The sequence below is a fragment of the Sporosarcina sp. resist genome (assembly GCF_014302295.1).
GTDB lineage: Bacteria > Bacillota > Bacilli > Bacillales_A > Planococcaceae > Sporosarcina > Sporosarcina psychrophila.
Genome location: NZ_CP060287.1, coordinates 4537164 through 4562161, shown reverse-complemented (window position 1 = coordinate 4562161; position 24998 = coordinate 4537164). Strand labels below are relative to the sequence as shown.

At 40.2% G+C, this 24998-nt stretch carries 42 protein-coding genes; 39 read left to right on the top strand and 3 right to left on the bottom strand.

From position 1 onward, the window contains the following. Positions 1 to 12: 12 nt before the first annotated feature. From H7992_RS21880 to H7992_RS21830, 11 genes are all read left to right on the top strand, one after another. The gene (locus H7992_RS21880; RefSeq protein WP_187046018.1) at positions 13 to 939 is read left to right on the top strand and encodes a Lin1244/Lin1753 domain-containing protein; all 927 of its coding nucleotides are present in this window, start codon (positions 13 to 15) and stop codon (positions 937 to 939) included. Next, positions 872 to 1762: an ATP-binding protein gene (locus H7992_RS21875; RefSeq protein WP_255428520.1), complete on the top strand. Its 891-nt coding sequence runs from the start codon at positions 872 to 874 to the stop codon at positions 1760 to 1762. Before H7992_RS21880 ends, H7992_RS21875 begins: the two co-directional genes overlap by 68 nt. Further along, positions 1759 to 1995, top strand: a complete 237-nt coding sequence (locus H7992_RS21870) for a hypothetical protein (RefSeq protein WP_187046017.1) — start codon at positions 1759 to 1761, stop codon at positions 1993 to 1995. Before H7992_RS21875 ends, H7992_RS21870 begins: the two co-directional genes overlap by 4 nt. Beyond that, positions 1992 to 2591 carry a DUF1642 domain-containing protein gene (locus H7992_RS21865; protein ID WP_187046016.1) on the top strand — a complete coding sequence of 200 codons (600 nt, stop codon included), beginning with the start codon at positions 1992 to 1994 and terminating at the stop codon, positions 2589 to 2591. Before H7992_RS21870 ends, H7992_RS21865 begins: the two co-directional genes overlap by 4 nt. Then, entirely contained in the window at positions 2584 to 2778 is a 195-nt protein-coding gene (locus H7992_RS21860) for a hypothetical protein (protein ID WP_187046015.1), read from the top strand. The genes H7992_RS21865 and H7992_RS21860 overlap by 8 nt, the downstream gene beginning before the upstream one ends. Next, positions 2775 to 2918 carry a hypothetical protein gene (locus tag H7992_RS21855; protein WP_187046014.1) on the top strand — a complete coding sequence of 48 codons (144 nt, stop codon included), beginning with the start codon at positions 2775 to 2777 and terminating at the stop codon, positions 2916 to 2918. Before H7992_RS21860 ends, H7992_RS21855 begins: the two co-directional genes overlap by 4 nt. Further along, on the top strand, positions 2915 to 3490 hold the full coding sequence (locus H7992_RS21850; protein ID WP_187046013.1) for a hypothetical protein: 576 nt from the start codon (positions 2915 to 2917) through the stop codon (positions 3488 to 3490). The genes H7992_RS21855 and H7992_RS21850 overlap by 4 nt, the downstream gene beginning before the upstream one ends. 157 nt (positions 3491 to 3647) lie before the next feature. Next, entirely contained in the window at positions 3648 to 3902 is a 255-nt protein-coding gene (locus H7992_RS21845; protein WP_187046012.1) for a hypothetical protein, read from the top strand. Further along, positions 3899 to 4078: a DUF6011 domain-containing protein gene (locus H7992_RS21840; protein WP_187048037.1), complete on the top strand. Its 180-nt coding sequence runs from the start codon at positions 3899 to 3901 to the stop codon at positions 4076 to 4078. Before H7992_RS21845 ends, H7992_RS21840 begins: the two co-directional genes overlap by 4 nt. Then, positions 4075 to 4557 carry a DUF1064 domain-containing protein gene (locus H7992_RS21835; protein ID WP_187046011.1) on the top strand — a complete coding sequence of 161 codons (483 nt, stop codon included), beginning with the start codon at positions 4075 to 4077 and terminating at the stop codon, positions 4555 to 4557. The genes H7992_RS21840 and H7992_RS21835 overlap by 4 nt, the downstream gene beginning before the upstream one ends. Positions 4558 to 4571: 14 nt before the next feature. After that, complete coding sequence (locus H7992_RS21830; protein ID WP_187046010.1) at positions 4572 to 4844, top strand: hypothetical protein; 273 nt, start codon at positions 4572 to 4574, stop codon at positions 4842 to 4844. 312 nt (positions 4845 to 5156) lie between these two features. Here the strand turns inward: H7992_RS21830 and H7992_RS21825 are convergent, their stop codons facing one another. Beyond that, on the bottom strand, positions 5157 to 6116 hold the full coding sequence (locus H7992_RS21825; protein ID WP_187046009.1) for a proline dehydrogenase family protein: 960 nt from the start codon (positions 6114 to 6116) through the stop codon (positions 5157 to 5159). Positions 6117 to 6254: 138 nt separating this feature from the next. Here H7992_RS21825 and H7992_RS21820 point away from each other — a divergent pair, with 138 nt between their 5' ends. Further along, positions 6255 to 6503, top strand: a complete 249-nt coding sequence (locus tag H7992_RS21820) for a hypothetical protein (RefSeq protein ID WP_187046008.1) — start codon at positions 6255 to 6257, stop codon at positions 6501 to 6503. 1 nt (position 6504) lies between these two features. Here the strand turns inward: H7992_RS21820 and H7992_RS21815 are convergent, their stop codons facing one another. Next, complete coding sequence (locus H7992_RS21815) at positions 6505 to 6675, bottom strand: aspartyl-phosphate phosphatase Spo0E family protein (protein WP_187046007.1); 171 nt, start codon at positions 6673 to 6675, stop codon at positions 6505 to 6507. A 148-nt stretch (positions 6676 to 6823) separates the two neighbouring features. Between H7992_RS21815 and H7992_RS21810 the strand changes: the two genes are divergently transcribed. The 8 genes from H7992_RS21810 to H7992_RS21775 all read left to right on the top strand — a co-directional run bounded on the left by H7992_RS21810 (position 6824) and on the right by H7992_RS21775 (position 10836). Continuing rightward, complete coding sequence (locus H7992_RS21810; RefSeq protein ID WP_187046006.1) at positions 6824 to 7120, top strand: IDEAL domain-containing protein; 297 nt, start codon at positions 6824 to 6826, stop codon at positions 7118 to 7120. Further along, positions 7117 to 7347: a helix-turn-helix domain containing protein gene (locus H7992_RS21805; RefSeq protein WP_187046005.1), complete on the top strand. Its 231-nt coding sequence runs from the start codon at positions 7117 to 7119 to the stop codon at positions 7345 to 7347. The genes H7992_RS21810 and H7992_RS21805 overlap by 4 nt, the downstream gene beginning before the upstream one ends. 324 nt (positions 7348 to 7671) lie before the next feature. Then, complete coding sequence (locus H7992_RS21800) at positions 7672 to 7872, top strand: XtrA/YqaO family protein (RefSeq protein WP_370570015.1); 201 nt, start codon at positions 7672 to 7674, stop codon at positions 7870 to 7872. 131 nt (positions 7873 to 8003) lie between these two features. Next, positions 8004 to 8387 (top strand): hypothetical protein, encoded by a 384-nt coding sequence (locus H7992_RS21795; RefSeq protein ID WP_187046004.1) that lies wholly within the window; start codon positions 8004 to 8006, stop codon positions 8385 to 8387. 143 nt (positions 8388 to 8530) lie between these two features. After that, entirely contained in the window at positions 8531 to 9250 is a 720-nt protein-coding gene (locus H7992_RS21790; protein ID WP_187046003.1) for a hypothetical protein, read from the top strand. Between the two features lie 116 nt (positions 9251 to 9366). After that, the gene (locus H7992_RS21785; RefSeq protein ID WP_187046002.1) at positions 9367 to 9636 is read left to right on the top strand and encodes a hypothetical protein; all 270 of its coding nucleotides are present in this window, start codon (positions 9367 to 9369) and stop codon (positions 9634 to 9636) included. 56 nt (positions 9637 to 9692) lie between these two features. Next, complete coding sequence (locus tag H7992_RS21780; protein ID WP_187046001.1) at positions 9693 to 10193, top strand: sigma factor-like helix-turn-helix DNA-binding protein; 501 nt, start codon at positions 9693 to 9695, stop codon at positions 10191 to 10193. 73 nt (positions 10194 to 10266) lie between these two features. After that, the gene (locus H7992_RS21775) at positions 10267 to 10836 is read left to right on the top strand and encodes a sce7726 family protein (protein WP_187046000.1); all 570 of its coding nucleotides are present in this window, start codon (positions 10267 to 10269) and stop codon (positions 10834 to 10836) included. Here the strand turns inward: H7992_RS21775 and H7992_RS21770 are convergent. After that, positions 10828 to 11859: a beta family protein gene (locus H7992_RS21770; protein ID WP_187045999.1), complete on the bottom strand. Its 1032-nt coding sequence runs from the start codon at positions 11857 to 11859 to the stop codon at positions 10828 to 10830. The genes H7992_RS21775 and H7992_RS21770 overlap by 9 nt on opposite strands. Before the next feature lie 338 nt (positions 11860 to 12197). Between H7992_RS21770 and H7992_RS21765 the strand changes: the two genes are divergently transcribed. The 19 genes from H7992_RS21765 to H7992_RS21675 all read left to right on the top strand — a co-directional run bounded on the left by H7992_RS21765 (position 12198) and on the right by H7992_RS21675 (position 24920). Continuing rightward, positions 12198 to 12359: a hypothetical protein gene (locus tag H7992_RS21765; RefSeq protein WP_187045998.1), complete on the top strand. Its 162-nt coding sequence runs from the start codon at positions 12198 to 12200 to the stop codon at positions 12357 to 12359. Positions 12360 to 12551: 192 nt separating this feature from the next. Next, entirely contained in the window at positions 12552 to 12869 is a 318-nt protein-coding gene (locus H7992_RS21760; protein WP_187045997.1) for a hypothetical protein, read from the top strand. A 271-nt stretch (positions 12870 to 13140) separates the two neighbouring features. Further along, positions 13141 to 13719, top strand: a complete 579-nt coding sequence (locus H7992_RS21755; protein ID WP_187045996.1) for a DNA-3-methyladenine glycosylase I — start codon at positions 13141 to 13143, stop codon at positions 13717 to 13719. A gap of 87 nt (positions 13720 to 13806) precedes the next feature. After that, the gene (locus H7992_RS21750; RefSeq protein WP_370570014.1) at positions 13807 to 14304 is read left to right on the top strand and encodes a helix-turn-helix domain-containing protein; all 498 of its coding nucleotides are present in this window, start codon (positions 13807 to 13809) and stop codon (positions 14302 to 14304) included. Beyond that, positions 14301 to 15752, top strand: coding sequence for a phage terminase large subunit (terL, locus tag H7992_RS21745; RefSeq protein ID WP_222617997.1), 1452 nt, complete (start codon positions 14301 to 14303; stop codon positions 15750 to 15752). Before H7992_RS21750 ends, terL begins: the two co-directional genes overlap by 4 nt. A gap of 2 nt (positions 15753 to 15754) precedes the next feature. Then, the gene (locus tag H7992_RS21740) at positions 15755 to 17278 is read left to right on the top strand and encodes a phage portal protein (RefSeq protein ID WP_187045994.1); all 1524 of its coding nucleotides are present in this window, start codon (positions 15755 to 15757) and stop codon (positions 17276 to 17278) included. After that, positions 17275 to 18186: a phage minor head protein gene (locus H7992_RS21735; protein ID WP_187045993.1), complete on the top strand. Its 912-nt coding sequence runs from the start codon at positions 17275 to 17277 to the stop codon at positions 18184 to 18186. Before H7992_RS21740 ends, H7992_RS21735 begins: the two co-directional genes overlap by 4 nt. An 11-nt stretch (positions 18187 to 18197) precedes the next feature. Continuing rightward, positions 18198 to 18350, top strand: coding sequence for a hypothetical protein (locus H7992_RS21730; RefSeq protein WP_187045992.1), 153 nt, complete (start codon positions 18198 to 18200; stop codon positions 18348 to 18350). Then, positions 18335 to 19444 carry an XkdF-like putative serine protease domain-containing protein gene (locus H7992_RS21725; protein WP_187045991.1) on the top strand — a complete coding sequence of 370 codons (1110 nt, stop codon included), beginning with the start codon at positions 18335 to 18337 and terminating at the stop codon, positions 19442 to 19444. The genes H7992_RS21730 and H7992_RS21725 overlap by 16 nt, the downstream gene beginning before the upstream one ends. Positions 19445 to 19460: 16 nt before the next feature. Continuing rightward, entirely contained in the window at positions 19461 to 20381 is a 921-nt protein-coding gene (locus H7992_RS21720; RefSeq protein WP_187045990.1) for a phage major capsid protein, read from the top strand. 16 nt (positions 20382 to 20397) lie between these two features. Continuing rightward, on the top strand, positions 20398 to 20571 hold the full coding sequence (locus H7992_RS21715) for a hypothetical protein (RefSeq protein WP_187045989.1): 174 nt from the start codon (positions 20398 to 20400) through the stop codon (positions 20569 to 20571). A 6-nt stretch (positions 20572 to 20577) separates the two neighbouring features. Beyond that, the gene (locus H7992_RS21710; protein WP_187045988.1) at positions 20578 to 20958 is read left to right on the top strand and encodes a protein YqbG; all 381 of its coding nucleotides are present in this window, start codon (positions 20578 to 20580) and stop codon (positions 20956 to 20958) included. Continuing rightward, positions 20955 to 21314: a DUF3599 family protein gene (locus H7992_RS21705; RefSeq protein ID WP_187045987.1), complete on the top strand. Its 360-nt coding sequence runs from the start codon at positions 20955 to 20957 to the stop codon at positions 21312 to 21314. Before H7992_RS21710 ends, H7992_RS21705 begins: the two co-directional genes overlap by 4 nt. Further along, complete coding sequence (locus tag H7992_RS21700; RefSeq protein WP_187045986.1) at positions 21311 to 21811, top strand: HK97 gp10 family phage protein; 501 nt, start codon at positions 21311 to 21313, stop codon at positions 21809 to 21811. The genes H7992_RS21705 and H7992_RS21700 overlap by 4 nt, the downstream gene beginning before the upstream one ends. A 15-nt stretch (positions 21812 to 21826) precedes the next feature. Continuing rightward, entirely contained in the window at positions 21827 to 22270 is a 444-nt protein-coding gene (locus tag H7992_RS21695) for a phage tail terminator family protein (protein WP_187045985.1), read from the top strand. Continuing rightward, positions 22267 to 22485 carry a YqzN/YkzM domain-containing protein gene (locus tag H7992_RS21690; protein ID WP_187045984.1) on the top strand — a complete coding sequence of 73 codons (219 nt, stop codon included), beginning with the start codon at positions 22267 to 22269 and terminating at the stop codon, positions 22483 to 22485. The genes H7992_RS21695 and H7992_RS21690 overlap by 4 nt, the downstream gene beginning before the upstream one ends. Then, positions 22482 to 23867 (top strand): phage tail sheath family protein, encoded by a 1386-nt coding sequence (locus tag H7992_RS21685; protein WP_187045983.1) that lies wholly within the window; start codon positions 22482 to 22484, stop codon positions 23865 to 23867. Before H7992_RS21690 ends, H7992_RS21685 begins: the two co-directional genes overlap by 4 nt. A gap of 52 nt (positions 23868 to 23919) precedes the next feature. Then, positions 23920 to 24360, top strand: a complete 441-nt coding sequence (locus H7992_RS21680; RefSeq protein WP_187048012.1) for a phage tail tube protein — start codon at positions 23920 to 23922, stop codon at positions 24358 to 24360. Between the two features lie 68 nt (positions 24361 to 24428). Next, positions 24429 to 24920, top strand: a complete 492-nt coding sequence (locus H7992_RS21675; protein ID WP_187045982.1) for a phage tail assembly chaperone — start codon at positions 24429 to 24431, stop codon at positions 24918 to 24920. The last annotated feature ends 78 nt before the right edge of the window (positions 24921 to 24998 follow it).

The window sequence follows — 24998 nt, the reverse complement described above, 5'->3', positions numbered from 1 at the left end:
AGGTAAATCATTATGGCGAGACCGCAAAAGCGAGGACTTGACTACTTTCCATTAGACGTGGACATCGACCAGGATGACAAGATCCAGCTGGTCGAAGCCTTGCATGGCATGACTGGATTTTCGGTGGTAATCAAGTTATTAATGCGTATTTACAAGGAAGGTTACTACTATGAGTGGGGTGAAATGGAACATTTACTGTTCAGTAGGCGAGTTAATGTAGACATTAACACCCTCACTAAGATAGTAAATGATTGCATTAAGTACGGAATATTCAACAAGGACATCTACGAAACTTACAAGGTTTTGACGTCGGCTGGTATCCAAGAAAGGTACTTTGAAGCTACCAAAAGAAGAAAAAACGTAACAGTAGTAAACCAATATATGTTAATTAATGACGTGAAAAAGATAAATGTAGACATTAACGGTGATATTTGCGACATGATGTCCACATTAACACCACAAAGTAAAGTAAAGGAAAGTAAAGAAGAGGAAAGTAAACAACAGGAAACTAAAGAAGCGCCAAAATCAGAAAAAAAAGTTCCAGAACAAAAACCTGTTGTTGTCGTTGATCAATCTTTTGGAGAGTTAATTTCTTTTTATGAACAGAACGTCGGATTGATTTCACCACATGTTAGTCAAGAATTTGGATTCCTTGTTGACGACTATAATTCCGAATTAGTTTTCTGTGCTTTGAAAAAGTCTGTTGAAGCAAGACCTAAAAATCTGATTCGATACACGCAAGGTATTTTGAAGAACTGGGCAAACCACAATGTGAAGACGGTTGAAGATGTTCAGAAGCTTGATGAGTTAGCGAAAACATCGAATGTGGCGAGAGTGCCTGTTATCCCAGTTTACGAAAGGAGTGAACCAGATGGAGTCACCAGCAAACGCAATGAGCAAAATACTAGCACGTTCGGGGATGTCCAACACTACAGCTAAACCCCAAGCCATCCAGTGTAGGTTTTGCGGAGAAGACGAACCGCAAATGCAAATCAAGCATCCGTTTAAAGACGCACTGCATTGGGTGTCACTCGCTTGTCCCTGTGAAGCGAAAGCACGTGAGGACTTCAAACGTGAACAAGATGCAAAGCTGAAAAGGGTGCGCATCAATAAAGCCTTGAAGCTATCCAGTGCAATGGACGAAATTAAATCAATGACTTTTGAAAACTATAAAATGCGACCAGGTACAGAATCGGCCCATAAAGAGATCCGTTCTGCAGTTGACGATTTTGAGGAGCGCGGGAGATTAGGCGTATTCATTTTCGGTGAAACAGGCAACGGTAAAAGCCACCTAACAGCAGCGGGCGGAAACGAACTAATTAAAAAAGGCTATGCGGTCATCTTCATTGCTGAAAAAGACTTGCTTAGTAGATTGCAAGCGACTAAGAATTTCAACAACAAAGAATCGTTTGGCGAAATCATGAGTGCGTGCTTGGAAGCGGATTTGTTAATTTGGGACGATTTCATGAGTAGCCAAAAAATTTCAGATGATGAAAAGGATTGGATATTCCAGATTACCAATGGCCGAGAACGAGGTAATAAGCCGATTTGGTACACATCAAATCTCACGACAAAAGAATTTAGAGATCCGCTGACCGCATACAAACTTGATGACAAGGGGCGTACATGGTGGCGCATCATCGGCAATTCGGAATGTAAATACAACCAAGCAAGCAATCACAGACAGGCGCATGTTACGGCCAGGGCATTGGGAATCAGCGTTGAGGAATATGAAAAACGTTTACAGGGGGAATCGGAATGACTGCTCAAATTTACCAAGAAGATTTAGATTTTCTTGAAGAAGCAAAGGTTGCTCTGAACGGGAACTTAAGATGGGAAACATACATGAACGCCGGTGAAACACACATTGCATTACGTTACGGGGTGGATCGGGATTGCGTTTGGGTTTACCGATTAAGCAACGAGGTCATGTTTTCTCACAACGTGTTAAATAAAGCTCCGAAATTGATTGTTGAAGGAGAGGAATCGGAATGACTGAAAAAGTGAAGGTGCCACGCGGGGTAGATGACGCGATTAAGTGGGCGCGGGAAAAAGGATACACAGATTGCGGGATTATCCTTGCGACGCAATTTGTACCGATCAAATTTAATTTCGAGGTAATTGCTAGGTGGATGGTTGATGGTGAAAATGACGACAGGTTGTTGGATGCACTGGTGAATGGTTATGAAGTCGAACCGGAGTACAAGGTTGGGGATTGGGTTGTCTTCGTAGATATTCTAGGTGCTTCTCTTGTCGGTAAAGTTGAAGGCTTCAATGATGGAGGGTTTATTCGGACAGATATTCGTCTTGATGACATGCCGAAGCAATGGTTTTTAGCTAAATCATTACGCCACGCAACTCCCGAAGAAATCAAAGTTGAACAGGAGCGTCGGTTGTGGGCGGGGATTGGACGTGGGATCAAAGAATTTAGGATTGGCGACACTGTTGAATTAACAAGACAGCTAGGATTCAAAATCTATTTAGAAAAACAAATTGAGGTTGCCGAAAAGCAATATGAACTTGGCGTCGTTACTGGCGTTTACCCAGGCGAATCATTCATCAGTTTTGAGGAGTGTGACTCCAATGCCTAAACACATCATCAACAAACTAATCCTAACAGCGGGCGCGTGGAACAACACAGGATGCATGGACAAGCATCTGGAACGACAATTCAACTCATTGCTCAACGAATTACGGATCACGACAGGAACGACACCGGAGGGCGCTGTGCAGATGTTCCTGGCTGAACTTGGCGAAGTGGAGGCGATGACGGCGTGAGGAAAATGCAAAGGGATTATCTTATCCAGCAGTTGCAGGCTATGCGAATCGTGAATGGCCGTAACGGGGAACTGTTGTCTGAAATGGACTATCAATCTCTCGTTAGTTTACTAGCGGTTAAAAGGGCGGTGGCGGAATGAATAGCGAGATAGCATTCTTGAAGGATTTACAACTGGAGTTAAAAACGCAGGATACAGATTATCAAGCAGCTCCCCGTTTTTGGGCGATTAAGGATTACAGAATGGTTCCGGGAAATGAGGAATACGACAGCTGCACCACAAGCTATTTCCATAACGACGGTGACCACTCGGAATTTACTGATGTTGAAGATTTGAAAGAGTTTTTAAGTGATTACTACTTGGATGACGTTCATGAATATTTGGATGCTGATGAGGTCAGCGACTTGAAAGAGAAGTTGAATGCGGAGGATGCAACTTTCGAGGAATTGTGGGAATTTGCGCTTGAAAACATGAACGATGACGGTTATTTCAGCGAATGCCCGATGAAAGAAGAAGAATTTATTCGTTACAACACGATGTTCCTCACGAAATCAGAAGCGAAAAGACATTTGGAATTAAACCATTATCACTATTCGTCAAAGGCTCACACTTATGCAATGACAGCTTGGAGATCGCCGAAAGTGGAGAAGCTTTTAAAAATTTTGGAGTCTTTTGATTGGGACAAAGTTCAGGTGGTTGAAGTGGCGGAATAAAGGAATCAAAATAACCGCACACCAGTTCCTTTAGCAGCTTTAGTTGGTCTAGGTGAATGAATACACCAAATCAACTGTTGGAGGCTCAGAATCGACGGGAAACAACATTGTACGCTCTGTTAGTAGTCTAGTGAAACTTTGAAAGTGAGGGGTCAAAGTGGATAACGAATGGCAATGGGAGCAGGAATTTATTAAATTACAGCATGAGAATAAAAGATTACGTAATGAATTCGCTACTTACAAGGTGGATCAGATACCGGAATCAGTCCGTAAAGACGGAAAGATCTTCACGAACCAGGAATTGAAATTCATCAAGGATAACGGGCTTAGTTACGACAGGGTTTATGGATTGGTATACAGGTACCAATCAGCAAAGGATGCACTAATAGAGACGTTGGAGGGGATTTTGTGAATCTGGTGGCCAACTGTAAGCGTTGCGGCAAACCATTGAAATCAGATATGAGCATCAGGGCTGGTTATGGGTCAGTTTGTAAGAGAAAACAAGTAGCGGAGGCCGAAGCGGAATTTGAAAGAATCCAAATCACCATCTTCGAAGTAATTGAGTATCAGGAGCGGGTGGCTGTATGAGAAGTGTTCAAAGGGTTCCTGGTAGACAGAGGGCGCCGAAACAACCGCGTCAGTTCAATTCCGAGACTGCTGTAATCGACGGAATAACGTTCGACTCACTCACTGAAGGAGCTTATTACGTTCACTTGAAAAAAGATCAGTCTATCAAATTGATTGAGGTTCAACCGGAATTTCAGATTATCAAACCGTACAAGGTTGCATGTAAGCGTTGTGCAGGAACTGGTAGGCGTCCGAGTCCTAAAACGGGTAATCCTATAAATTGCACTTTGTGTCACGGTCAACAATGGCGTGAAAAGGCAGGAGCTATCTACACGGCTGATTTCAGAGTTACTTACTTTGATGGGTATGTTGAAATTATCGATATCAAAGGTGGTCCAGTTGGACGCGACTTCTCGTTGAGGAAAAAGCTGTTCGAAAAGAAAACTGGTATGGAATTAATTGTTATACGGTTGAAAAATAAGGAATGGGTGAGGGAATGATAAAAGGCTACGTTGTGTCGGAAAACGTGAGTTATGAAGTGAGCGTATTGGTATTTGCGGAAACGGCAAATCAAGCCAAAAGCATAGCTAACGCAAGAGAAGAAATGGATTCCTTTGACTATATTGACTTGAGAGCAAATCGAGCGAAATTTGCGGATGGTCACGAAAATGACGACGAAAGCGATCTTAGGATGTTGCTTATCCGTAATGGTTGGTGGTTCGAAATAGGCGACCATATTGTTGATGCTGAAAACGTGGATGAATTGATAGCGCAAGGGATTATTTAAGGGGGATGGGTGAGGGGTATGAACGGCGTGTGGCGGTTGTTATTTAAGTGGGAGGACGGCTACAAAGTTTGGTTGTACGAACCTCTGTTACGGCGGGAATTGTATGAGAAAAGACAGGAGGGATGGAAGTTATGTCGACAGTGATTACCACATTTGAAGGTTGGGCATTCGTTATTTCGGCTTTGTCACTTGCGTTGGGGTTTTATTATATTGGTCGGAAGCATGGACGGGCGAAGTGACGCAGTAAACACAAACTGCGAAACAAAAAAGGCAGAGAAAAACATTCTGCCTTTAAAATATCCATACTCCTTTTTATTCATAAAGGGAGGTCTGTAAGCTTTTTGACTCAATCATATCAGAAACAAACGTATACAGATTTGGTGGATGCTCTGCAATGCGATGTGCAAGATACAAGTACCATTCCGTTCCATATGTGACGTACACCTTTGTCTGTAGATTCTCATCTTTCAATGATTTAAGTAAATCTGGACGGACGCCATCTAACATTTCTATTTCAGTATTAGAATTAGCAAGCAGCCCTTTTTCTTTGAGTACTGTTACTAATTTTTCATCATGTGTGGCTATCGACAGAGGATGACTGCTCACTACACAAGCCATAACAAAATCAACGTAACGCTTATCTAATTCTACAGATCGTGGTATATATGTACCTTCCTTTTCTTGATAAGCCCCTTTTACTAAGCGGATTTTACCTTGGAATTTAAGTAATTCATGTAGGTCGGATTGAGAACGTAGTAAGTGTACTTGTAACGTTATGCCGAGATTAGTATACATGGGTGACAATGTTTTATATATGTTAAGAATTTGATCGGTCTTTTCTGACTCCTCCATGCTAATCATGAGCTGGATATCGTATTGTTGTGCTTGTTGTGCGATTTCTTCTAAGTGTTTAGCTGCAAGTTCATCTGAGATTGACATACCTAAATGTGATAGATCGAAAGAAACGGTTGATTTCATTTCTTCAGCACCAATTACGTTAATCAGTTCGAGAAATTCATTCTTTGCCAAGATACATTCATTTTCCGAGCGTGTGTTTTCACCGATGTACTCGATGGATACTTGATAACCCATTTTGGCAATCCTGGAAATACGTGCCAGTCCATCCGTTCGTGTTTGGCCAGAGACAAATCGTGTTGCGGCTTTCATAAAGAGAGGATACAGTTCCTTGGAGTTTTTTATGTATGCCTTGATATCTTCGTTTCGTGCTATGGATTTTAATGCTTTAGAAAGTCGTTCTGCTTCCGTAGACATTTTTATCACGTCCTTTTCATTGAGAATATTCAAAACCTTATCGAAGGTTCTGATTCCATTAGGAAGTATACCATTTTATTTTGGAGCAAGCCATGTGGTAATGCGCAGTACGAACATAAGGCGAAGGGAGTGATAACCATGGTGCAGCAACTCACTATTTTCGATGCGGTGCCAACAATAGCGTTTGAGCTTGGAGACACGGTTGAGGTTGTCGTCAATGTGCAGGAAAAAGAAGTTGAAGATTATTACTATCTCAAATTGTATGAGGGATCGAAGGGGCAAATTGTGAAGTTTTTACCTCTACGGCAGTATGAGGTTTTGTTTGCGAAGTCTAATCAGATTAGGATATTTCGGCATGGTGAATTGGAAAGGGGTGAGCGGGGATGATTCATGATTTATTATTTTTCAACCGTTCATATTCATTTAATAATAAATCAAGCAATTGGCTTGTTTCAACGACTTTTGGGTCAGATAGAGGTTTCTCCTTAGCTAGATCATTGAGTTGCTTTCTTACTTTTTCAATTTGATTGTCCATATCTTCAAGTTTTTTATTGGTCATGTTTGTGCCTCCCGATTTTATCTTAGTATCTATTTAATATAGATCTTTACCAATAACAAAATAAAAATCCGGCGTAATTGACGGCTACTACTAAATTATTGTTGGATCAAAATTCATTTGTCATATGACTCGGAAAGGGTGGAGAAGGATGAACAATGATCGTGAACGTGAAAAGTTTAAAAGATTGATGGAGGGATTTTCGTTTGCTGTGTATGCGAATGCTTTAGCGGAAATGGGGAAAATCAACTCTCGAAAGGTCATGAATGAGATTTCGGAAGAGTCTAAGATGTCCCGTCAATATTTGGAGCATCATCCTAGCATAGAAACGGATGTCACGGACAAGGACATGCTGCTATTACAGATTGATATGACGCTTGATGTAAAGGATATGGAGATGTTTATGCAGCTGACGGATGAATTGAAAGGGATAAAGGTGTTGGTTTGATCCACGCGAAAGAACAAAAGCGTGTGTTACTTGATGACGTTGATATTGATTGGGTGTTTACTGAGCAAGAAACAGATGTATTCAGCTCGATGTGGGAAGCGGATATGAGCATGGATAGCATCACGGAAGAGTTAGGACGTAAACATTTGGAAATTGGGTTGCTCATCATCGAACAGGCTGAGCTCGGGGAAATACAGGTACGGCAGCAGGGGATATTTGGGCAATAAAAAAGACATCGACCAGGATGCCTTGATGGATTATTTGAAAAGTTCGTGAAATCCAGCGTTCATTGGAATTGCCCATATATAAATTCCGAATAGAGCTACCGGGCCGATCAGGAAATTAAATAGTCTTTTAGGTAACCAACTAAAAAATATCTTGAAAACAAGAGTAACAGCGAGCATTGTAACGAACAATACAATTATTGGACCTATGATAGTCATGTAGTTAGTTTCGATACCATCAAACAAGAAAACGACCACCTTTTAGACAAATAAAAAGACAGGAAACCTCCCGTCCTCAGCAGACTGATTATAACACAAGGAGGGGTCCTGGTGAATAAAGATATTACTTTTAATACAGATGCATTATTGTTAGGAATTGGTATAATGGAACTACCTATGAACTGTGTGGTGGTTATTTCGGAGGGGATTGCGAAAGTGAGGGAGCTTCCGGAACATGGTGAATATAGGATTGTTACGCATCAGGGCAAGATCAAGAGGATGCGGAGGGAAGAGGGGGAAGAATTCTGAACTATTTAACACAAGCCATTTTATATGTATTGGAATTATGTATTGCAATATCGGGATTATTTATTCTCGGTAATGTTATTGCCCAAAATGATATATTATCATGGACATACAATATTATTAGTTATGATTTCGTGGGAAAAACAATAGTGTTTTACGGCGTTTATCAGATTGCTATATTTGCCTTTTTGTCATTATTTGACTCAGCGAGAAAGGATTCAGTACTCCTGAAAATCAAGCTCGTTAAAATAGGTATTCTAAGAAGCGAATACAATAAGCCCTTTAATGATTTGGAAATACTCCATAATCGATATACAACATCAAATTTATTAATTAATAAAGTAGACAAGTCTGATATTGATGAAATTTACGGTAATTATCAACAGTATATAGAAGGCACTATCGATAAGGAATTTTATGAATTCTATTTGAAAAATAAATTAATATTACTCGAAGATAGATATGAATATTATGATTTAGCTTGGAGATTATCTTTAATTTTAAGAAAATGTAAATAATATGTCCCCCTGGCCAACCAGAGGACAACGATTGATTACAGCATTGCGCTGTGTCATTTGTTGTTCACTGGAGCATTGGGAGTATAAGATTGTGACGCATCAAGGGAAGATTAAACGGATGCGAAAGGAAGAAGGGGAAGAGTTTGTTTAAAATCTCATTTAAGGGTAAGTGTCATTTCTTTCTGGCGGAAGAGTTAGTAATTAAACAATTTAAAGATGAAAAAATCAAACGGGCTATAATAAGTGCTAAAAGTGGTACTTTCAAAATAGATTTTACCGCAGATTATTCTGATGATGGAAGAGCTTTATATGTAACTCAAAAGATTTTAGAAGACTACACTAAGATTTTTTTGATGGAAACAGGGTATGAAATACACGATATTCAATGGAAATCAATTATACCTATAGATACGGAGGAGAAGAACGAAAAAGTACTCAGATTTAGAGATAATATTGATTTGAGATCTGAGTTAACGATAATTCGACCATTGGAAAATGAGCAGGATTTGAAAGGTAAATTAGAGAACCACTCTACTGATGATTATACTAGCTACGTTAACTTATTTATTAATGTAAGTAGAATAAACGATGAAATTGGAAAGTTTGTTTTATTTTATAGCATCCTATCAGCCCTTCATGGAAGACAAATAAGTGTTGACGATTTTATTAAATCAATAGAACCAAATGTAGTATTAAGGGAAACGTCTAGGGAAAACGCTGATTTTGATGAAACGATTTATTCCTTTTTGAGAAATCAGATTGGCCACACTTCCGAAGAAACCGATACAGTTACTCTTAATCGAGAAATAAAAGAAAATATTGAAGGATTGAGGAAAATTGTAAAGGAAGCAGTTATTCTTTAAATAATAAATAAATAGTGTCCCCCTGGCCAACCAGAGGACAACGATTGATTACAGCATTGCGCTGTGTCATTTGTTGTCCTCTTTTTTTATTTCAAAAATTAGAGAAGGAAAAGACGATGGAAATTAATCAAGAAACACGCGAACGGATTCAAGCGGTAGCTAAAGCACTTGCTGAAATGTGGAGCAGGATTCGAGAACGACTTGCGAAGATCGTTCGGAATCTATGGGAAAAGACTAAAACGGTTGCTGATAAGTGGTATCAGCTTGAAGAGGAAAAACGAGTCGTTGTTCGCCAGCATCATAAACGGAATTTCAGTAGGCAGAAAATAACGCATCAAGTCACTAATCGTAAACCGCAGCACATGGTCCGCAAAATTATTCGTTAAATGCATCGATTTATATAAGGTTCTCAGGGAGTTAGATATCGATAGGGGGCGCTTTCATGTTGAGTTGGGTGGATAAAATGGTACCGGAGTATATCGAGGGCAGGCAGGATATGAAGAAGCGGGCAGACCAAGTAGACAGAGCTAATCCAATTGAAATGAATGATTTGAAGCAGTTCAACAGCATGATTGATAGTATGACTTATTCGCTTGAATGGATGACTACGGGACGACAGCCGAACACTTATCGAGGGGTCGATGAAAAGGCTGTTTATCAACGGAGGTCGTATGAAAATATTGATTTGATTCCGGATATTGAAATGCAGTTGAGAGAAGAGAATGACATCAATAAGAAGCATCTGTTTATGACGAAAGAAGAAAAGATTATACTGGCGGATATTCTTTCTTCTTTCTCATTGAGAGAGCGGACATGCTACATACTGCATGAGGGGCAGAAGATGAGCATGGCAAAGATTGGGGACGAACTCGGAATAACTAAAAGAAGCGTGCAGCAGTACATTGAACGGGCTAGGGAAAAAGTGAAATTAAAAGTGTCATGACTAAGGACATGTTATTGTTATTGTCACTTGAAATCAAAACTAATTTTCAATATGATATAAGCAGGTGATACTTTTGGAACTATTGAATGATATAAAAGTAAGGATGCTCTTATTAGAGGAGTTAAACGAAACATATTCACGGTGTGCTGATACTAGGATAATTAACGAATTAGGCTTAGATTTTGGAGCCTCAAGGATTGATGTAGCAGTTGTGAACGGAATAATGCATGGTTATGAGATAAAAAGCGATTTAGACAATCTGAATCGATTACCAAGACAGATGGAGTATTATAACAAAGCATTTGAAAGAATGACCATTGTCGCTTCTAGGAAATACCTTTCAGATGTTAAAGAAATGGTTCCAGTATGGTGGGGTATTAAAACAATTAGTGCAGATCAAACGAGATTGATTAATATCCGTAAAGGTAGACAGGTTTCATATCAAGATCCTGAGCTTGTAATTAAGCTGTTATGGAAAAAAGAATTAGATGGACTAATTGATCATCTTAAGTGGTCTAAATCACTTAAGAAAATGAGGAAAAATCAGCTTCTTACATTATTAAATGAAGAAGCTGATCCCAATGTTATACGCTTATATGTTTACAATGTACTGAAAACAAGAGAAAACTGGAGATTATCTTAGTAACTGGTTAACGGTGGTTTCAATGTGATGATTAACCGCGATAGCGATAGGTGCCTGGTGGCCACTTATTGCTATTTCTTTGTCTGCACATTTCCTAATTTCTTTATCTCCAAACGAAAAATCTTCACCGGGGTAAAAATCTTGTTCGGTTAACTCTTGACAAATTTGATGAAAGGTTGCCTCTCCACCATCTTTGATTAGCTTTGATTTAGCAATATAATAGTCAGTTTCAGATGAGTAAAATATCTTCAAATATGAATTGTTAAAGTTGAAACCACTTAACACTTCTCCTTTTAATCGAGTGGTGTAATCTCCGAAATTCAATTCTGGATTAAATGATTTCAGATCTAAGTATTTATTCAGTTCTTCCCGAGGTCCAATCAATGTAACACCATGAACGTCAGCTTGACTTGCGTCTTCTGGGCAGGAAGTCGCGAGATAAACTATTTCTGATTTTGGGATTTCAGAAAATACATTTATTGCATTTTGAATTCTTTTTGTAGAAGTAATGTGATTATAAAAGTCTAATACAACTGTGAAACGAGTATCGTGAGTAGCCGCTTCAATATCCTTTTTTATTTTTTCATATACAAAAGGATCAAAAGATTCCTGGAAATCATGGCAGCGTATTCTAATAGCAATATGATTAAAGCCTGACTCAAGAACTGATTTAATTAACCAAGTAGGAGAGTCGTGTTGAAAACAAGGAACGATGTCTAGTTCTTGTTCTTGCATTTTACTAATGCAATGTTCTACTAAATTACTACCGTTAGCAGAGAATAATATCTCGTCATTTCCAGTGTCCTCAAGTGCGCAATTGAAATCATAAATAAACTTGATATTTTGAACCCGCTCTTTTAAATATCTTCCCAATGTGCTAAAAGTACCTTCCCAATTTTTGATATTTTCTTTCTTTATTCTTTTAGACTCAATGATAGGAATTACCATGGGCCTGCTACCTACTTTAAGTTCTTTCAAAGCTTTCATTTCGTTGTTTCCATTCCTTAACAATGGGTAGTACATAAGAAAAACCTCCTATTATTTTTTGTGTTACATATGTACTGTTCGCCAGTGAATTGTTATTTCCCTCTAATAATGTGAAGAATGTCTTTTTTTGTCATGAAAGGAAATAGTGTTTCTGATAGAAACAGAGAATTTAATTTCTATGCAATGATTTCATTTCAAATACTATGACGTACGAAAGACGTACGCAGTCTGCATATATGAGGGGAGAATAAAAGAGGGGGTGCGCGCGAGCGACATGACCCTCTTACCAGCCCTGATACATACGTGTGATATTCATGAAATTTAGAGGATTTACACCTTATTTGGCGAATGTTGGTAATTGGGAGGTGATTGAAATGCAAATAAAAATTATTAGCAGTAACTACTTAGATAAGCTTGAAGAATCAACTAACATTGCATTAGAAGAATTAAAGGAATTTGAAATTGTAGATTTGAAAGTGTCTATGCTTGAGTATGATATTCAAAATGAATTTATGGCGGTAATAACTTATCGCTAAGCGCCAGAAGCATCTCTTCGGAGATGTTTTCTCTATACCTAAAAATAAGGGGAGGCGGACGGTGATGTGATGTGCCTAATTGGGAAGAGATACAGAAGGAATGGGAAACGAAAAAAACGCTTGCTGGATTAGTTCTTCAATTAGAGGGTTTACCTCTTTTTTGGAGAATAATGTCAGTGAGGAGGTTGGAAAATGAGAGAGATCAAACAATTACCAAAGAAATCTACTTTAGCGCTAATACAGGAAGCGAAAGATGCTTATGCGCATTTTAATGACGAGGCGCAGAATGCATTCATTGAACAACTTGCGCTCAAAGAGAAAAAAAGACTTTTGGAAATAGCAAAAACAAAAACTGATTTAGCAGGAGCTCAAGGTGTTATTCTGAGGATGATTACCGAATTACATGAAAAAATAGTCGAAGGAGACAAGCGCCGGCGTAGTTGTGAAAGTAGCAGAAAAAATTATTCTGAAATCATACGAGCTCTAGAAGCGGCTATTAAAGAGTTTTAGTTAAATGTAGCTGATTAGTAAGTTCGTGAAAGGGAAGGCACCCATTGCGGTGCTTTTTCTAAGTCTTAAAATGCAAATAGCATGAGCGAGCGACACTCCCCCCCGATACATACGAAAAATAAATAGAGGATTTACAACTTTCTTGACGAAATATGTATTCAGTGAGGAGTTATATATTGTGGGAAATAAAAGCTTTATATTCCAAGTGTTAGAAATGCATGTTAATAAATTTTTGGATAAATATAATTAAATGAGTAAGGTTGTGAGTCTAATGAGTAATGAAATTCCGTTTAGTAGATGTAGTTGGGCTGAAAAGAATACAACTGAAAGAGAATATCATGATAATGAGTGGGGGGTTCCCGTTCATGACGAAAATAAACTGTTTGAGCTACTTATTTTAGAAGGTAAACAGGCGGGCTTAAGCTGGATAACAATTCTGAAAAAACGAGAAACAATAAATGAGGCATTTGATTTTTTTGATCCTAAGATAATTGTGAAGTATGATCAAGACAAGATAGATGAACTTTTGAGTAATACAGGTATTATCAGGAATAAGTTAAAGGTTAATGCTGTCATTACAAATGCTAATGCGTATTTATCATTAATTGATGAATATGGGAGCTTAGATTCTTTTCTATGGAAGTACGTGAATCATGAGCCGATTAAAAATAAATGGACTAAAATATCGGATGTTCCTGCGTCAACGGAATTATCAGAGCTGATTAGCAAGGACTTAAAAAAACTAGGATTCAAATTTGTAGGCTCTACAACCATTTATGCATACATGCAGGCAATAGGAATGGTTAATGATCATTTTGTAGAATGTTATCGACACTCGATGTTGAACTAATTCCTCTACTTTCGCACCCGTCGTGGTGCTTTTTCTATGCCTAAAAATAAACTAAGCAATTAGCATAATGAGGTGATGCCATTGAATGTGAAGAAAAAGAAAAGCGGAAACCGTGGTAAATTCGTTGAATGGTTAACGCCAGAGGGATTAATTAAGATTGAAGGTTGGGCAAGGGACGGTCTGACTAATGAACAGATAGCCCAAAACATAGGGATCACTAGAAAAACTTTGCAAGAGTGGATTAAGAGGTATGGTGACATAAGTGACACCCTAAAAAGGGGCAAAGAAGTAATTGACCGTCAAGTCGAGAATGCCCTACTTAAACGGGCGCTTGGATATCAATACAATGAAGTTACGCAAGAAAAAACATGGAGTGACGAACTAGGGATATATGAGATGTCAGTAACAAAGATTGTCACAAAAGAAGTCAATCCAGATACGACCGCTCAAATCTTCTGGCTGAAGAATCGCAAACCAAAAGAGTGGCGTGACAAACAGGACATCGAACATAGCGGTAGTATGGACATCAACAATCCACTTAAAGATTTGTCTACTGAGGACTTGAGGAAGTTGATAGACAAATGATGGATTTGGAACAAATTAAACAGATGGCCCGAATCGAACTTGCAAACCGTGAGTTCTTTTATTTTTGTCATTTATTAGCGCCGGACTTTTACGCGGCAGACCGTCAGTACTTAATCGACCTTTGTGATGAAATGCAAGCGTTCTATGAATCGGACGATGATGTGCTTGTTATTAACGTTCCACCGCGTCATGGCAAGTCCAGAACAGCTGTCATGTTGGCTCAATGGATATTCGGTCAGAATCAGAATGAGAAGATTATGACAGGCTCCTACAACGAAACTTTATCAACAATGTTCTCGAAAGGCGTTCGTAATGGGATATCCGAGGAAAAGGCAGACATGGAACGTATTGTTTATAGAGATATATTCCCTGATGTGCATATAAAACAAGGTGATGCTGCTATGAACCTTTGGAGTTTAGACGGCGGTTACAACAACTACCTAGCAACATCTCCAACAGGTACTGCAACTGGTTTCGGTGCTTCTGTACTAATCATTGATGACTTAATCAAAAACTCACTTGAAGCTTACAATGCTTTAACGCTTGAAAAGCACTGGGATTGGTTCACGAACACGATGCTTTCACGGATTGAAGAAGGCGGGAAAATCATTCTGATTATGACTCGATGGGCAAGTAATGACCTTGCGGGAATGGCTCTCGATCACTTTAAAGATGAGAAAAAAGCAGTCCGTCACGTGCTTATGAAGGCGTTACAAGATAACGGTTCAATGTTATGCCCGGCTGTTCTATCAAAGGATAGCTATGATATGAAGGTTCGCGCGATGGGGATTCATATAGCATCTGCAAACTACCAACAGGAGCCGGTTGATATAAAAGGGCGACTATACAGCTCCTTTAAAACCTATGAACATATTCCGAGAGACGCAAGTGGTCAACCGCTGTTCGAACGAATAATAAATTATACTGACACCGCTGATGATGGCGGTGATTATTTGTGTTCAATAGTTGCGGGTGAATATCAAGGCGAAGGTTATATCTTGGATGTCATGTATACGAAAGACGGCATGGAGATAACCGAACCAGACACAGCAGACTTTTTAGTATCCAACAATGTTAATGCGGCTCTCTTTGAATCGAATAACGGCGGTAAAGGTTTTGCTCGTAATGTCGGCAGATTGATATGGGAGAAGCATCAAACAAAATCCGTATCTATCAATTGGTTTTTTCAATCTAAAAATAAGATGGCTCGGATACTATCAAACAGCACATTCGTTATGGGGCATTTGTATTTCCCTGTCAACTGGAAAGATAAATGGCCTGAATATTATAAGGCTATGACTGATTTTCAGAAAGAGGGAAAAAGCAAGCATGATGATGCACCAGACACCACGACTGGAATAGCGGAAATCATTAGCGGCAACAGAAAACTTGAAGAAGAAACTGATGGTCGTGCTAAAGCGCAAAGACCAAAAGGAAGGAGGAGATGACTTTGGCGGAACAAACAGTAAGGGCAAGGATCATAAAGGCGTCGGTGTCTCCTACGACCAACCAAATCTATCGAGATGACTTTGCTAACACATATGGCGACATTCTTGAACCCCCGTACAATTTGAAAGAGTTAAAGTTAATCGCTGAATACTCATCCATACTGCAACAATGCGTGGATGCTTATAAAACAAATATCGTCGGGTTTGGTGTAGAAGCTGAACACAAGCAGGATATCAACTCTGATGAAATTGCCGAAGGGGTAAAATCAAAAGCTGAAACCGAATGGACTCGTTTAGATGAATTCATTCGTTATCTGAATTTAGATGAGTCCCCTGAGATTGTCCTTGGTTACGTTATCGATGACAAAGAGAAAACGGGTAACGGTTACTTGGAAATTCTAAGGGATGGCAAGAACGACCCGGTGGGTATCGAATACGTTGACTCGCAGTATATGAGGGTGTGTAAAAAGACAGTCCCGGAAGAAGTCGAATACACCATCTATGAAAATGGCGTAGAAAAGAAAGTGAAGCGGTGGAAGCGATTCCGGAAGTACGTTCAGCTCGTTGATGAAAAGAAAGTATTCTTCAAAGAGTATGGCGATCCTCGCACTATGAATCTTGCTACTGGGAAGTTTGATGAGAACGTACCTGAACATTTGGTAGCAACTGAAATATTCCACTTCAAGATTGGTTCAGAGACATATGGAAAGCCGCGATGGATTGGGAATCTAATCAGCTTATATGGTGCTCGTAAAGCGGAAGAATTGAACCTCATGTATTTCAAGAACGGTAGACATATCCCTGCTGCTATTACGGTATCGAACGGGAAACTGGATGATACGTCTTATCAAGCGTTACAAGGTTACATGAACGACTTGCAAGGCACTGACAATGCTCATAAATTTCTGTTGCTTGAAGCGGTGGGTACTGTTGAAGAAAAGATGATTAACGGTGATGAGAAGGTTACGCCGGTTAAAGTCGAAATCAAATCATTGGCCGAAGTGTTGCAGCAAGATGCGCTTTTCCTTGAATATGATGAAAACACAAGAAAGAAAATCCGTTCATCGTTCCGATTGCCACCACTTTATACGGGAGAGGCACAAGACTTTTCCCGAGCATCTGCTGATACAGCTCGGAAAGTGACGGAGGAACAAGTGTTTCAACCAGAGAGAAAGACATTGGCCAGAACGCTGAATGCTTTATTCTTAGAGCCGATGGGATTCAAATACGTCAAGCTGTTCATAAAAGGTGCTGACTTTCATGATCCAGTAGAAATATCTAAAGTTCTTGCACCATTCATACAGGCTGGTGCTGTTGCACCTAATGATTTACGTGGGCTATTGGGGCAAGTACTTGGGAAGCGAATCGAGCCGTTCGGAGAAGAATACAACGTGCCGATTCAAATGCTGATGCAAAATCAGTCGGATACATTGGGTGGATTTCATGTCGCGAAATCTAAGGATGATCAAGCTGACCTTATCAATCTCTTAAAGGACCTCAGAGATGTGTTGGAGATGCAGTCATGACTAAGGTCGAACGGCTTCTTGCCAACATAAATCTGTTCATCCAAAAAGCAGAGGAAAACGAAGACGCTTTTATTGATAGCCTTCCAGATGCTCCAGAGCTAGAAGAAATACCCGGTCTGGTCGGTGAGTTCGAAAAGATGACCGCAAAACTACTCAGGCAACAACGTAAGCTGTTCCTTGATGAACTTAAAGCATTCATAGCCAAAGACGATGAAGAGACACTGGGCGCGATGCTGAACTACTTTCAAAATGATTTGTTTGCGGCTGATGAGTTCGCTATTCTTTTTGGTGCTGAGGCGGCAGTATTCTTAAAGAACACGACTGAGAGCTTATCGAAAATCATCATGGCGTCAATTGATAAAGACGTTGCATTCAACGTCCTTTCCAAGCGTACTACTGATTGGATTGAGTCGTGGTCAGAAGAATTAGCCGAAATCATGAAGCTGAATACGCATAAAGCGATTGAAACTCAGTTGATTGAAGCGATAAGTGCTGGTGAATCCATTGCTCAGGTTGAATTAAGGCTGAAAGATATGCCGGAATTCGATAGGAAGCGTGCTAGGGCTACAGCGAGAACCGAAGTACTCACTGCATCGAGCAGAGCAAACTTTGAATCGTTCTCCCAGAGTCCGGCTGTTGTCGGCAAGAAGTGGAAGCATAGCGGCTTTGCAAAGACTAGTCCAAGAATGGCACACGTTGCAATGGATGGCGTTGTAGTCGGGGTAGATGAATACTTCGATATTGATGGAGAAGAGGGGTTGTATCCTCGTGATACATCGTTTAGTGCCCAAAATAGAATTAACTGCGGCTGCGTAATGGGTCCAGTTGTCGATGAAAAGATAATTGGGTTGTCGCAAGAGGAAAAAGAAGCGATTCGGCAGGAAGTGTTGGAGGAATTGAATAGTTAGGAGGAGTAAAAATGAATCTATCAGTACGCATACGATACGAAATTATTTCATTGTGGAATGGTATTTCGACAGTTGCAGTTATTGTTAATGATAGGTTGTCTGGAATTATAGCAGGACCTAATCTTAATCTGAGAGGAGGTGAAAATGAATGGCAAGAGAACTAGTCAATGCAAGTGTTACACACGTTTCATACGTCGGAAAAGCGGCCAACAAAAAACAATTCTTCCTTACAAAATCAGCTGACAAACCAACATTTCAAAAAGAAGTGAAGGTATTCGTCAATAAAGAAGAGGCTGAACAACAACTCGTATATGGGATTGTGTACTCACCCGGAAGCGCTGACGACGAATCAACGCATGATACTGACGGCGACTTTATGACAGCTGCTGAAATTGAAAAGGCGGCTCACGGATTTGTAAAAGATGCCCGTAACATTGATACTCAGCATGATTTTGAATCTGGTGTCGGTGAAGTTGTCGAATCATACATTGCTCCTGCTGATTTTACAATCGGTGAAGAGGCAATCGCAAAAGGTTCATGGATATTGGTTACAAAAGCATCTGATGAAATTTGGGAAGCGATTCAGAAGGGGGCGTACACTGGATATAGTCTTGCTGGTACCGCTAAAACAATAGAAAAACAAGTAGAAAAGCCACTTACCAAGTCGGAAAACGATGAGGAAAAAGGGCTTTTTAATTTGCTGAAGAACTTCTTCACCGGTAAAACAGAAGTTGAAAAAGGTGCGGTTGCTGATAAATACAATAAAGATCGCAGACGCCGTGAGTTTTGGGCGGCGCAGGATGCTTTGAACAGCGTGATTATGAATTGGGATAGTTGCTACAACAGCACTATAGAAACCGATTCAACCAAGATTCGTGAAGCACTTCAAGATTTTATCGATATTGCTCAAGAAGTTCTAGTTGAAGAAGACATTGCAAAAGCGGTGGGTAGTCCACCAAAAGGAGATGACGAAGAAATGAAAGCAGAAGACATTACAAAAGCCGTTACAGAGGCATTAGCACCTATTACGGAGCGTCTTGAAGCGGTCGAGAAGGAAATTAAAAAAGAAGCACCTGAACCAGAAGCGGTTGAGAAGGATGAAGTGCTTGATCAAATTAAAGGTGTTTTAAAGGATGCTCTTGCTCCACTCACTGAACGACTTGATACGGTTGAAAAAGCGCGGGGAGTATCGAAGCAAGCTGACGACGATAAAGAACAAGTTCCAGTTCAAAAACATTACTTAAATGGTTTTATCTAAAAGGGGGAAATAAATAATGCCAACGAATCAACAGATTATGAAAACAATCACAACAGGTGATGTTACATCCGGTCTATTAGCGCCGGAGCAAGCAAGTAAATTTATTCAACAAACGTTCGAGAACACAGCGCTAGGCGGAATAATCCGTACTGAAATGCGTACTGCTAAAACAGGTGAGATTGACAAGATCGGTATCGATTCTCGCATTCTTCGTGAAAAAACAGAGAATACAGATGATGGAAAGCGTCAAAAACCTAAGTTCGCAGAAATTAAGTACTCAACAACGGCTGTTCGTTTGCCTTGGGAAATTTCAGAAGAAACGTTACGCGAAAATATTGAAGGTCAGGGATTCGAGGATATTGTATCGAAGCTTATGACAACTCAGCTTGGTATCGACCTTGAAGACCTGTACCTGAATGGTGATGAAGCAACGGAAGAGGATGACCCTGATTATGATTTCCTTAAAATTAATGACGGTTGGTTAAAGCAGTTGCAGACCGGTTCTCATATTGAAGATCGTGCAGCAAAAGAAAGCGGTGCATTGTCTCTTAACGTGTTTTATGATGCTCTTGGCCAAATGCCGGACAAATTCAATAACGGCACACTTCGTTGGTTGATGGCTCCGTCAATGAAACAAAAGTGGGAGCACTACTTATTGAATGAAAACATCAAAAACGGTGGCGGGCTTTCTGAATCAATCATGAATGCACCTGGTAGTATCCCATCTATCGCTGTTCCACGTATGCCGAAAGATCAAATTATGCTTGTTAACCCCAAAAACCTAACAGTCGTTAACTCGTATGGCGTGAAAATTCGTAAAACAACAGAAGGTGAGAAGGCAATTATGCAGGACAAGCGTTTCTACGTTGTTCACCTTGATTTTGACCCAATCATTGAAGAAAAGGACGCGGCTGTTCTTATCAAAGGACTGAAATAAGAAAGGAGTGTTTCTTTTGTTTAAATTAAAACTGAAAAACACTTTGTCGTATAGCGGAGTCGTATCTGCTGATGAAAAGAATCCCTTTGTTGAAGTGAAATCAAAGGGAGAGGCGGATGCAGCGGTTGCAACTGGTTATTTTGATATTGCTGGGGAGCCAAAACAGGCAACGAAGAAAGAAAAGGAGTGATGGGTGATGTCTATTACTCCTGCTGAATTAAAGGCGTATTCGGTCTTTGAAGCAGCCATAGAACGTGCTGACAACCATTTAAAGATGGATATCCTCGAAGCGGAAACTTATGTCCGAAAGAAGATTACTAAACCTCTAGAAGATTATAATCCGCTACCACCTACCCTGCGCCTTGCGTTATTAAAGATTGCGGAATATTTTGCGTTGGTAAATGGTGATGAATCAATGGTTAAGGGTTACAAGTCGGAAAAAATAGGCGACTACAGTTACCAAGTGGGCGATGGCTCTTCAATGTCGATTCCTGATGTTTCAGACTTACTGAACGAGTTCGTTGATGAAGACGCACCAAGTGACGGCAATGCGTTTCTGAGGATGCGGTCGATATGAGTTATAGCAAGCTCTTAATCCATCGTTGTAACGTTCATCATTTGAAAGAGCGTGTGATTAATGGCGGTAGAGATTTCGGCATTCCATCTGACGACAGAGAAACGGAATTTTATTATGATGATGCGCCGGATTTGACCGATGTTAAGTGTTACTTTGTCGAGAAGAATCAGATGGTAATGCAGGGTGAGCCGAACAATGTCGTTATTCAATCGTATGGCGTCCACTATCTAAAATCAACTGACGTTAGGATTAACAGCAAAGTTGTTTGGGATGGCGTTTCTTTTAAATCACAGAAACCAAAGAATATCCGAAACCATCATCAAGAAGTCACAGTTTCGAGGAGTGAAAATTTATGAAGTTTGGCATTGATGGTCTAGAAGCATTCGCAAAGGCATTGGATAATGCGGCTAATGGTGGATTGAAAGAGGAGTATTCCTTGTGGCTTGAAGCGATGGGGTTTGAATTTCTTGACTTGATTCAGGATGAAATCATTAGAACTGGGACAGTTGAGACAAGGCTACTCTTAAATTCATTTGTCAAAGGTGATTCTAAAAACGTTTGGGAAATGCATGAAGGTGGTTTGTCATTACTTATTGGGACTAATGTAAACTACGCTTGGTACGTAAATGATGGCCACTGGACTAACAAAGAAGGCGTAGCAACTCGGTGGGTGCCTGGCGTTTGGAAAGGTAATCGTTTCGAATACACGCCAGGGGCGGAAACCGGAATGATGCTTAAGCAAAAATGGGTAGAAGGCTCTCATTACTGGGATAACGCTTTTGCTATCTTTACTAAGCTGTTTGAAAAGAGTCTTGACCGACGATTGCAAGAATGGTTAGATAAGGCCTTTTAGAGAGTAGGTGATCCGTTGAATCCAGAAGTAGGGTCTATCATGTCCTTCTTTCACAATTTATTCCCTGTGAAAGTCTATACGAAAGAGGTGCCGGAAAACTTCGTGGTGCCTTCTTTTTATTTCCCGACGCCGTTTTCCTTTGACAGCAACGATACAACATCTACATTCATGAAGACTTATAACCTACCTGTTAAGTTGTTTCACAAAGACGCTCAACAAGCCAACAGTGAAGCCGAGCGCATTGCGGATACAGTGAGACGGAAAAGAATGTTGATACCGTTAATCAATCCGGACGGAAGCGGAACGGGTAAGTTTATCCGTATTACTAGAATCGAAACAAGAATCACGGAGGGTGTCGCTTCGATAATCGTCAACTGGGATAGTCGTTATCACTACGACAGGGAAGATTATGTCGCGCTCGAGAACTTTAAAATTAATAATGGGGTGAAAAAAAGATGACGAAAGAACAACTGGATAAAGGTAAAGCGAAAGAGGCTCCCGTTAAAGAGTCTCTTTTTTATATTCATCAATTGCAGAAACATAGCCGAGATATTTTTGGTGTGAAACCCGAGGTGCTTGACGGTGTTTTTGCAAAATCAAAAGAAATTCAAGTCACCAAAAGTGAAGCGAAGAAGCGTATTGATGCTTTTTTGAGGAAGGGGGTTAAGCAATGAATGGTGGTACATTTGAGGTAGGCGTTGACAAAATTCTTGCAGGTATTTATTTCCGCTTCGAATCGGCAGCAAAGGCCCGAACGCAACTAGGTGAGCGCGGAACGGTCGCTTTACCATTCGTATTGAATTGGGGTAAACCTAAAAGTTTTATCGAGATTACAGACGATCAGGACACGTTGAAATGGCTTGGGGCAGATATTGATGATCCTGGGTTACTGCTTGTCAAAGAAGCGAAAAAGGAAGCTCGTACAATTCTTGCGTATCGTTTGAATGAAGGAGCTAAAGCCACGGTTGAAATCGGGGCAGACGCAACAGCTACAGCTAAATATGGTGGTACTCTTGGAAACAAACTGATTATCCGAATCGCTGAAAATGTGCTTGATGAAACGAAAAAAGATGTAACGGTGTTTTTAGGTTTGAGGCGTGTAGTTAGACAAACTATCACGAATCTGGCGGATCTTAAACCGAATGATTACATCGAGTTTCACGGCACCGGCGAATTGACGCTTACAGCAGGACTGAGTCTTACTGGCGGAGCAAATGGTGAAGTGGTTAACGAAGACTACCTAGACTTTCTTGATGCAGCAGAAGTTGAATACTTCGATACAATCGGTCTACCTGTTGACGGGGACGAGGAATTAAAAGCTGTATTTGCATCATTTATCAAACGTTTACGAGATGAATCAGGTATAAAAGTTGCGGGTGTTATGGCAAATTACCCGGGTGACTTCGAAGGTATCATCAACGTTACGAAAAATGTAACCATTGCGGTTCCCGGAGCAATTAAAGGGCAGTTCGATGAAAAGGAACTAACTGTAGCGGAGTGTGTTCCGTGGGTTGCGGGTGCAAGTGCAGGGGCCTCTATTCAAAAGTCTTTAACGTTCGTTGAATATAAAGGCGCTATTGATGTACCTGAGCGTCTTGATGTTTACGCGAAAGAAGATGCTGTTAAGAATGGAGAATTCATATTCTCGTTTGACCCGCGTGATAAAGTCGTTTCTGTTGAAATGGATATCAATTCATTTACTTCGTTCACTGACAAGAAAGATAAACAGTTCTCTGATAACAAAATCATGCGTGTTCTCGACGGTGTTAACAATGATCTCACCCGAGAAATTAAGTGGGCAATCAAAACACGAAATGAAGCTAATAGGAGTATTCCAGCAAGTGATGACGGTGCTCATTACATCAGAACGCTAATAGCGCTGTACATGAATACGTTGCAAGATAATGGCGGCATTAAAAACTTCGACTCGAATACTGATATCGAAATCCGTATAACAGGAGAGGGCAATGGATTCTACATTCGGATTGCTTGTCAACCGGTTTACGCAGCTGTGAAATACTACATCGAAACAATCGTTTCTCAAAAGAGTGCCTAAATGGACTCTCTTTTTTATATTCAGAAAAGGAGTGATTTGAAAAATGTCTAAAATGAGATCGTTTCATACGATATCCGGTAAAGAGGGGCGTTTGTTCCTTGACGGCGAAGAACTTGCCTATATCAAAGAATTTGAAGCCACGGTAGAAAAGAATAAAACAGAAGTGCCTATCATGGGGCGAAGAATGATGGGGCATAAAACAATTGGCGGTAGCGGAACTGGGACGGCTACCTTTTATAAAGTCACATCTAAATTTGTTCGCTTAATGATGGATTATGTAAAAGGTGGACCTGATAGATATTTTACTTTCCAGGCAGTTCTTGATGATAACGGCTCGGGTCGGGGTGTTGAGCGGGTAACGCTTTATGACGTTAACTTTGATAGCGCTAAAATCGCTGGACTGAATGCGGAAGGTGAAGCGCTAGAAGAGGAAGTTCCATTTACATTCGAGGACCTTGATCTTCCGGAAGAATTAAAAGATGGTTTCGAATGATTGAGAGCGATTCACTTCGTTCTTTTTTCTTTTTTTAAAAAACATAAACCAAAAGGGGATAAAAACAAATGACAAATAAAAATAACGCAGTAGAAGAAATTGGAATCGAAGAAGGAGTTTCGGAAATCGCAAATGATTTATCGTTTTTCATGCCCGAAAATGCTGAAGAAGTACAGGAAATTGAGCGTGTCGTATCCAAGCGTTTTAAAAACAAGGAAGGCAAGGCGATACCGTTCCGTTTCAAAGCAATCACAACTGAAAGAATCGATGAGCTAGAAAAGCTTCATACCATTCCGGTTTACAGTGGTTCTCGAAAACGAAAAACGGGTGAAAAGGTAGATCAATCACGATTCATGGCGCATATGGCTGTTGAATCTACCATTTATCCGGACTTCAAATCACCGAAGATGCGGAAAGGGTATAAAACGCAAGATCCAATTGAAGTGGCAAAGAAAATGCTTCACGTGGGCGGGGAATATTCGGAGTGGTTGGCTACCGTAAACGAAATCAATGGTTTTGATGACTCTGTAGAAGAGTTGGAAGAAGCGGCAAAAAACTAATAGCAGACGGGGATAAAGAGGCGGTTTATTTTTTTTATGCGATGACGGAACTTCATTATTCCCCGTCTGAATTAAAAG

Coding starts and splice junctions, on each gene's coding strand:
- H7992_RS21880 (WP_187046018.1), top strand. CDS start 13: ATGGCGAGACCGCAAAAGCGAGGACTTGACTACTTTCCATTAGACGTG.
- H7992_RS21875 (WP_255428520.1), top strand. CDS start 872: ATGGAGTCACCAGCAAACGCAATGAGCAAAATACTAGCACGTTCGGGG.
- H7992_RS21870 (WP_187046017.1), top strand. CDS start 1,759: ATGACTGCTCAAATTTACCAAGAAGATTTAGATTTTCTTGAAGAAGCA.
- H7992_RS21865 (WP_187046016.1), top strand. CDS start 1,992: ATGACTGAAAAAGTGAAGGTGCCACGCGGGGTAGATGACGCGATTAAG.
- H7992_RS21860 (WP_187046015.1), top strand. CDS start 2,584: ATGCCTAAACACATCATCAACAAACTAATCCTAACAGCGGGCGCGTGG.
- H7992_RS21850 (WP_187046013.1), top strand. CDS start 2,915: ATGAATAGCGAGATAGCATTCTTGAAGGATTTACAACTGGAGTTAAAA.
- H7992_RS21835 (WP_187046011.1), top strand. CDS start 4,075: ATGAGAAGTGTTCAAAGGGTTCCTGGTAGACAGAGGGCGCCGAAACAA.
- H7992_RS21825 (WP_187046009.1), bottom strand. CDS start 6,116: ATGTCTACGGAAGCAGAACGACTTTCTAAAGCATTAAAATCCATAGCA.
- H7992_RS21820 (WP_187046008.1), top strand. CDS start 6,255: ATGGTGCAGCAACTCACTATTTTCGATGCGGTGCCAACAATAGCGTTT.
- H7992_RS21815 (WP_187046007.1), bottom strand. CDS start 6,675: ATGACCAATAAAAAACTTGAAGATATGGACAATCAAATTGAAAAAGTA.
- H7992_RS21810 (WP_187046006.1), top strand. CDS start 6,824: ATGAACAATGATCGTGAACGTGAAAAGTTTAAAAGATTGATGGAGGGA.
- H7992_RS21785 (WP_187046002.1), top strand. CDS start 9,367: ATGGAAATTAATCAAGAAACACGCGAACGGATTCAAGCGGTAGCTAAA.
- H7992_RS21780 (WP_187046001.1), top strand. CDS start 9,693: ATGTTGAGTTGGGTGGATAAAATGGTACCGGAGTATATCGAGGGCAGG.
- H7992_RS21770 (WP_187045999.1), bottom strand. CDS start 11,859: ATGTACTACCCATTGTTAAGGAATGGAAACAACGAAATGAAAGCTTTG.
- H7992_RS21765 (WP_187045998.1), top strand. CDS start 12,198: ATGCAAATAAAAATTATTAGCAGTAACTACTTAGATAAGCTTGAAGAA.
- H7992_RS21760 (WP_187045997.1), top strand. CDS start 12,552: ATGAGAGAGATCAAACAATTACCAAAGAAATCTACTTTAGCGCTAATA.
- H7992_RS21755 (WP_187045996.1), top strand. CDS start 13,141: ATGAGTAATGAAATTCCGTTTAGTAGATGTAGTTGGGCTGAAAAGAAT.
- terL (WP_222617997.1), top strand. CDS start 14,301: ATGATGGATTTGGAACAAATTAAACAGATGGCCCGAATCGAACTTGCA.
- H7992_RS21735 (WP_187045993.1), top strand. CDS start 17,275: ATGACTAAGGTCGAACGGCTTCTTGCCAACATAAATCTGTTCATCCAA.
- H7992_RS21730 (WP_187045992.1), top strand. CDS start 18,198: ATGAATCTATCAGTACGCATACGATACGAAATTATTTCATTGTGGAAT.
- H7992_RS21725 (WP_187045991.1), top strand. CDS start 18,335: ATGGCAAGAGAACTAGTCAATGCAAGTGTTACACACGTTTCATACGTC.
- H7992_RS21720 (WP_187045990.1), top strand. CDS start 19,461: ATGCCAACGAATCAACAGATTATGAAAACAATCACAACAGGTGATGTT.
- H7992_RS21710 (WP_187045988.1), top strand. CDS start 20,578: ATGTCTATTACTCCTGCTGAATTAAAGGCGTATTCGGTCTTTGAAGCA.
- H7992_RS21705 (WP_187045987.1), top strand. CDS start 20,955: ATGAGTTATAGCAAGCTCTTAATCCATCGTTGTAACGTTCATCATTTG.
- H7992_RS21700 (WP_187045986.1), top strand. CDS start 21,311: ATGAAGTTTGGCATTGATGGTCTAGAAGCATTCGCAAAGGCATTGGAT.
- H7992_RS21690 (WP_187045984.1), top strand. CDS start 22,267: ATGACGAAAGAACAACTGGATAAAGGTAAAGCGAAAGAGGCTCCCGTT.
- H7992_RS21685 (WP_187045983.1), top strand. CDS start 22,482: ATGAATGGTGGTACATTTGAGGTAGGCGTTGACAAAATTCTTGCAGGT.
- H7992_RS21680 (WP_187048012.1), top strand. CDS start 23,920: ATGAGATCGTTTCATACGATATCCGGTAAAGAGGGGCGTTTGTTCCTT.
- H7992_RS21675 (WP_187045982.1), top strand. CDS start 24,429: ATGACAAATAAAAATAACGCAGTAGAAGAAATTGGAATCGAAGAAGGA.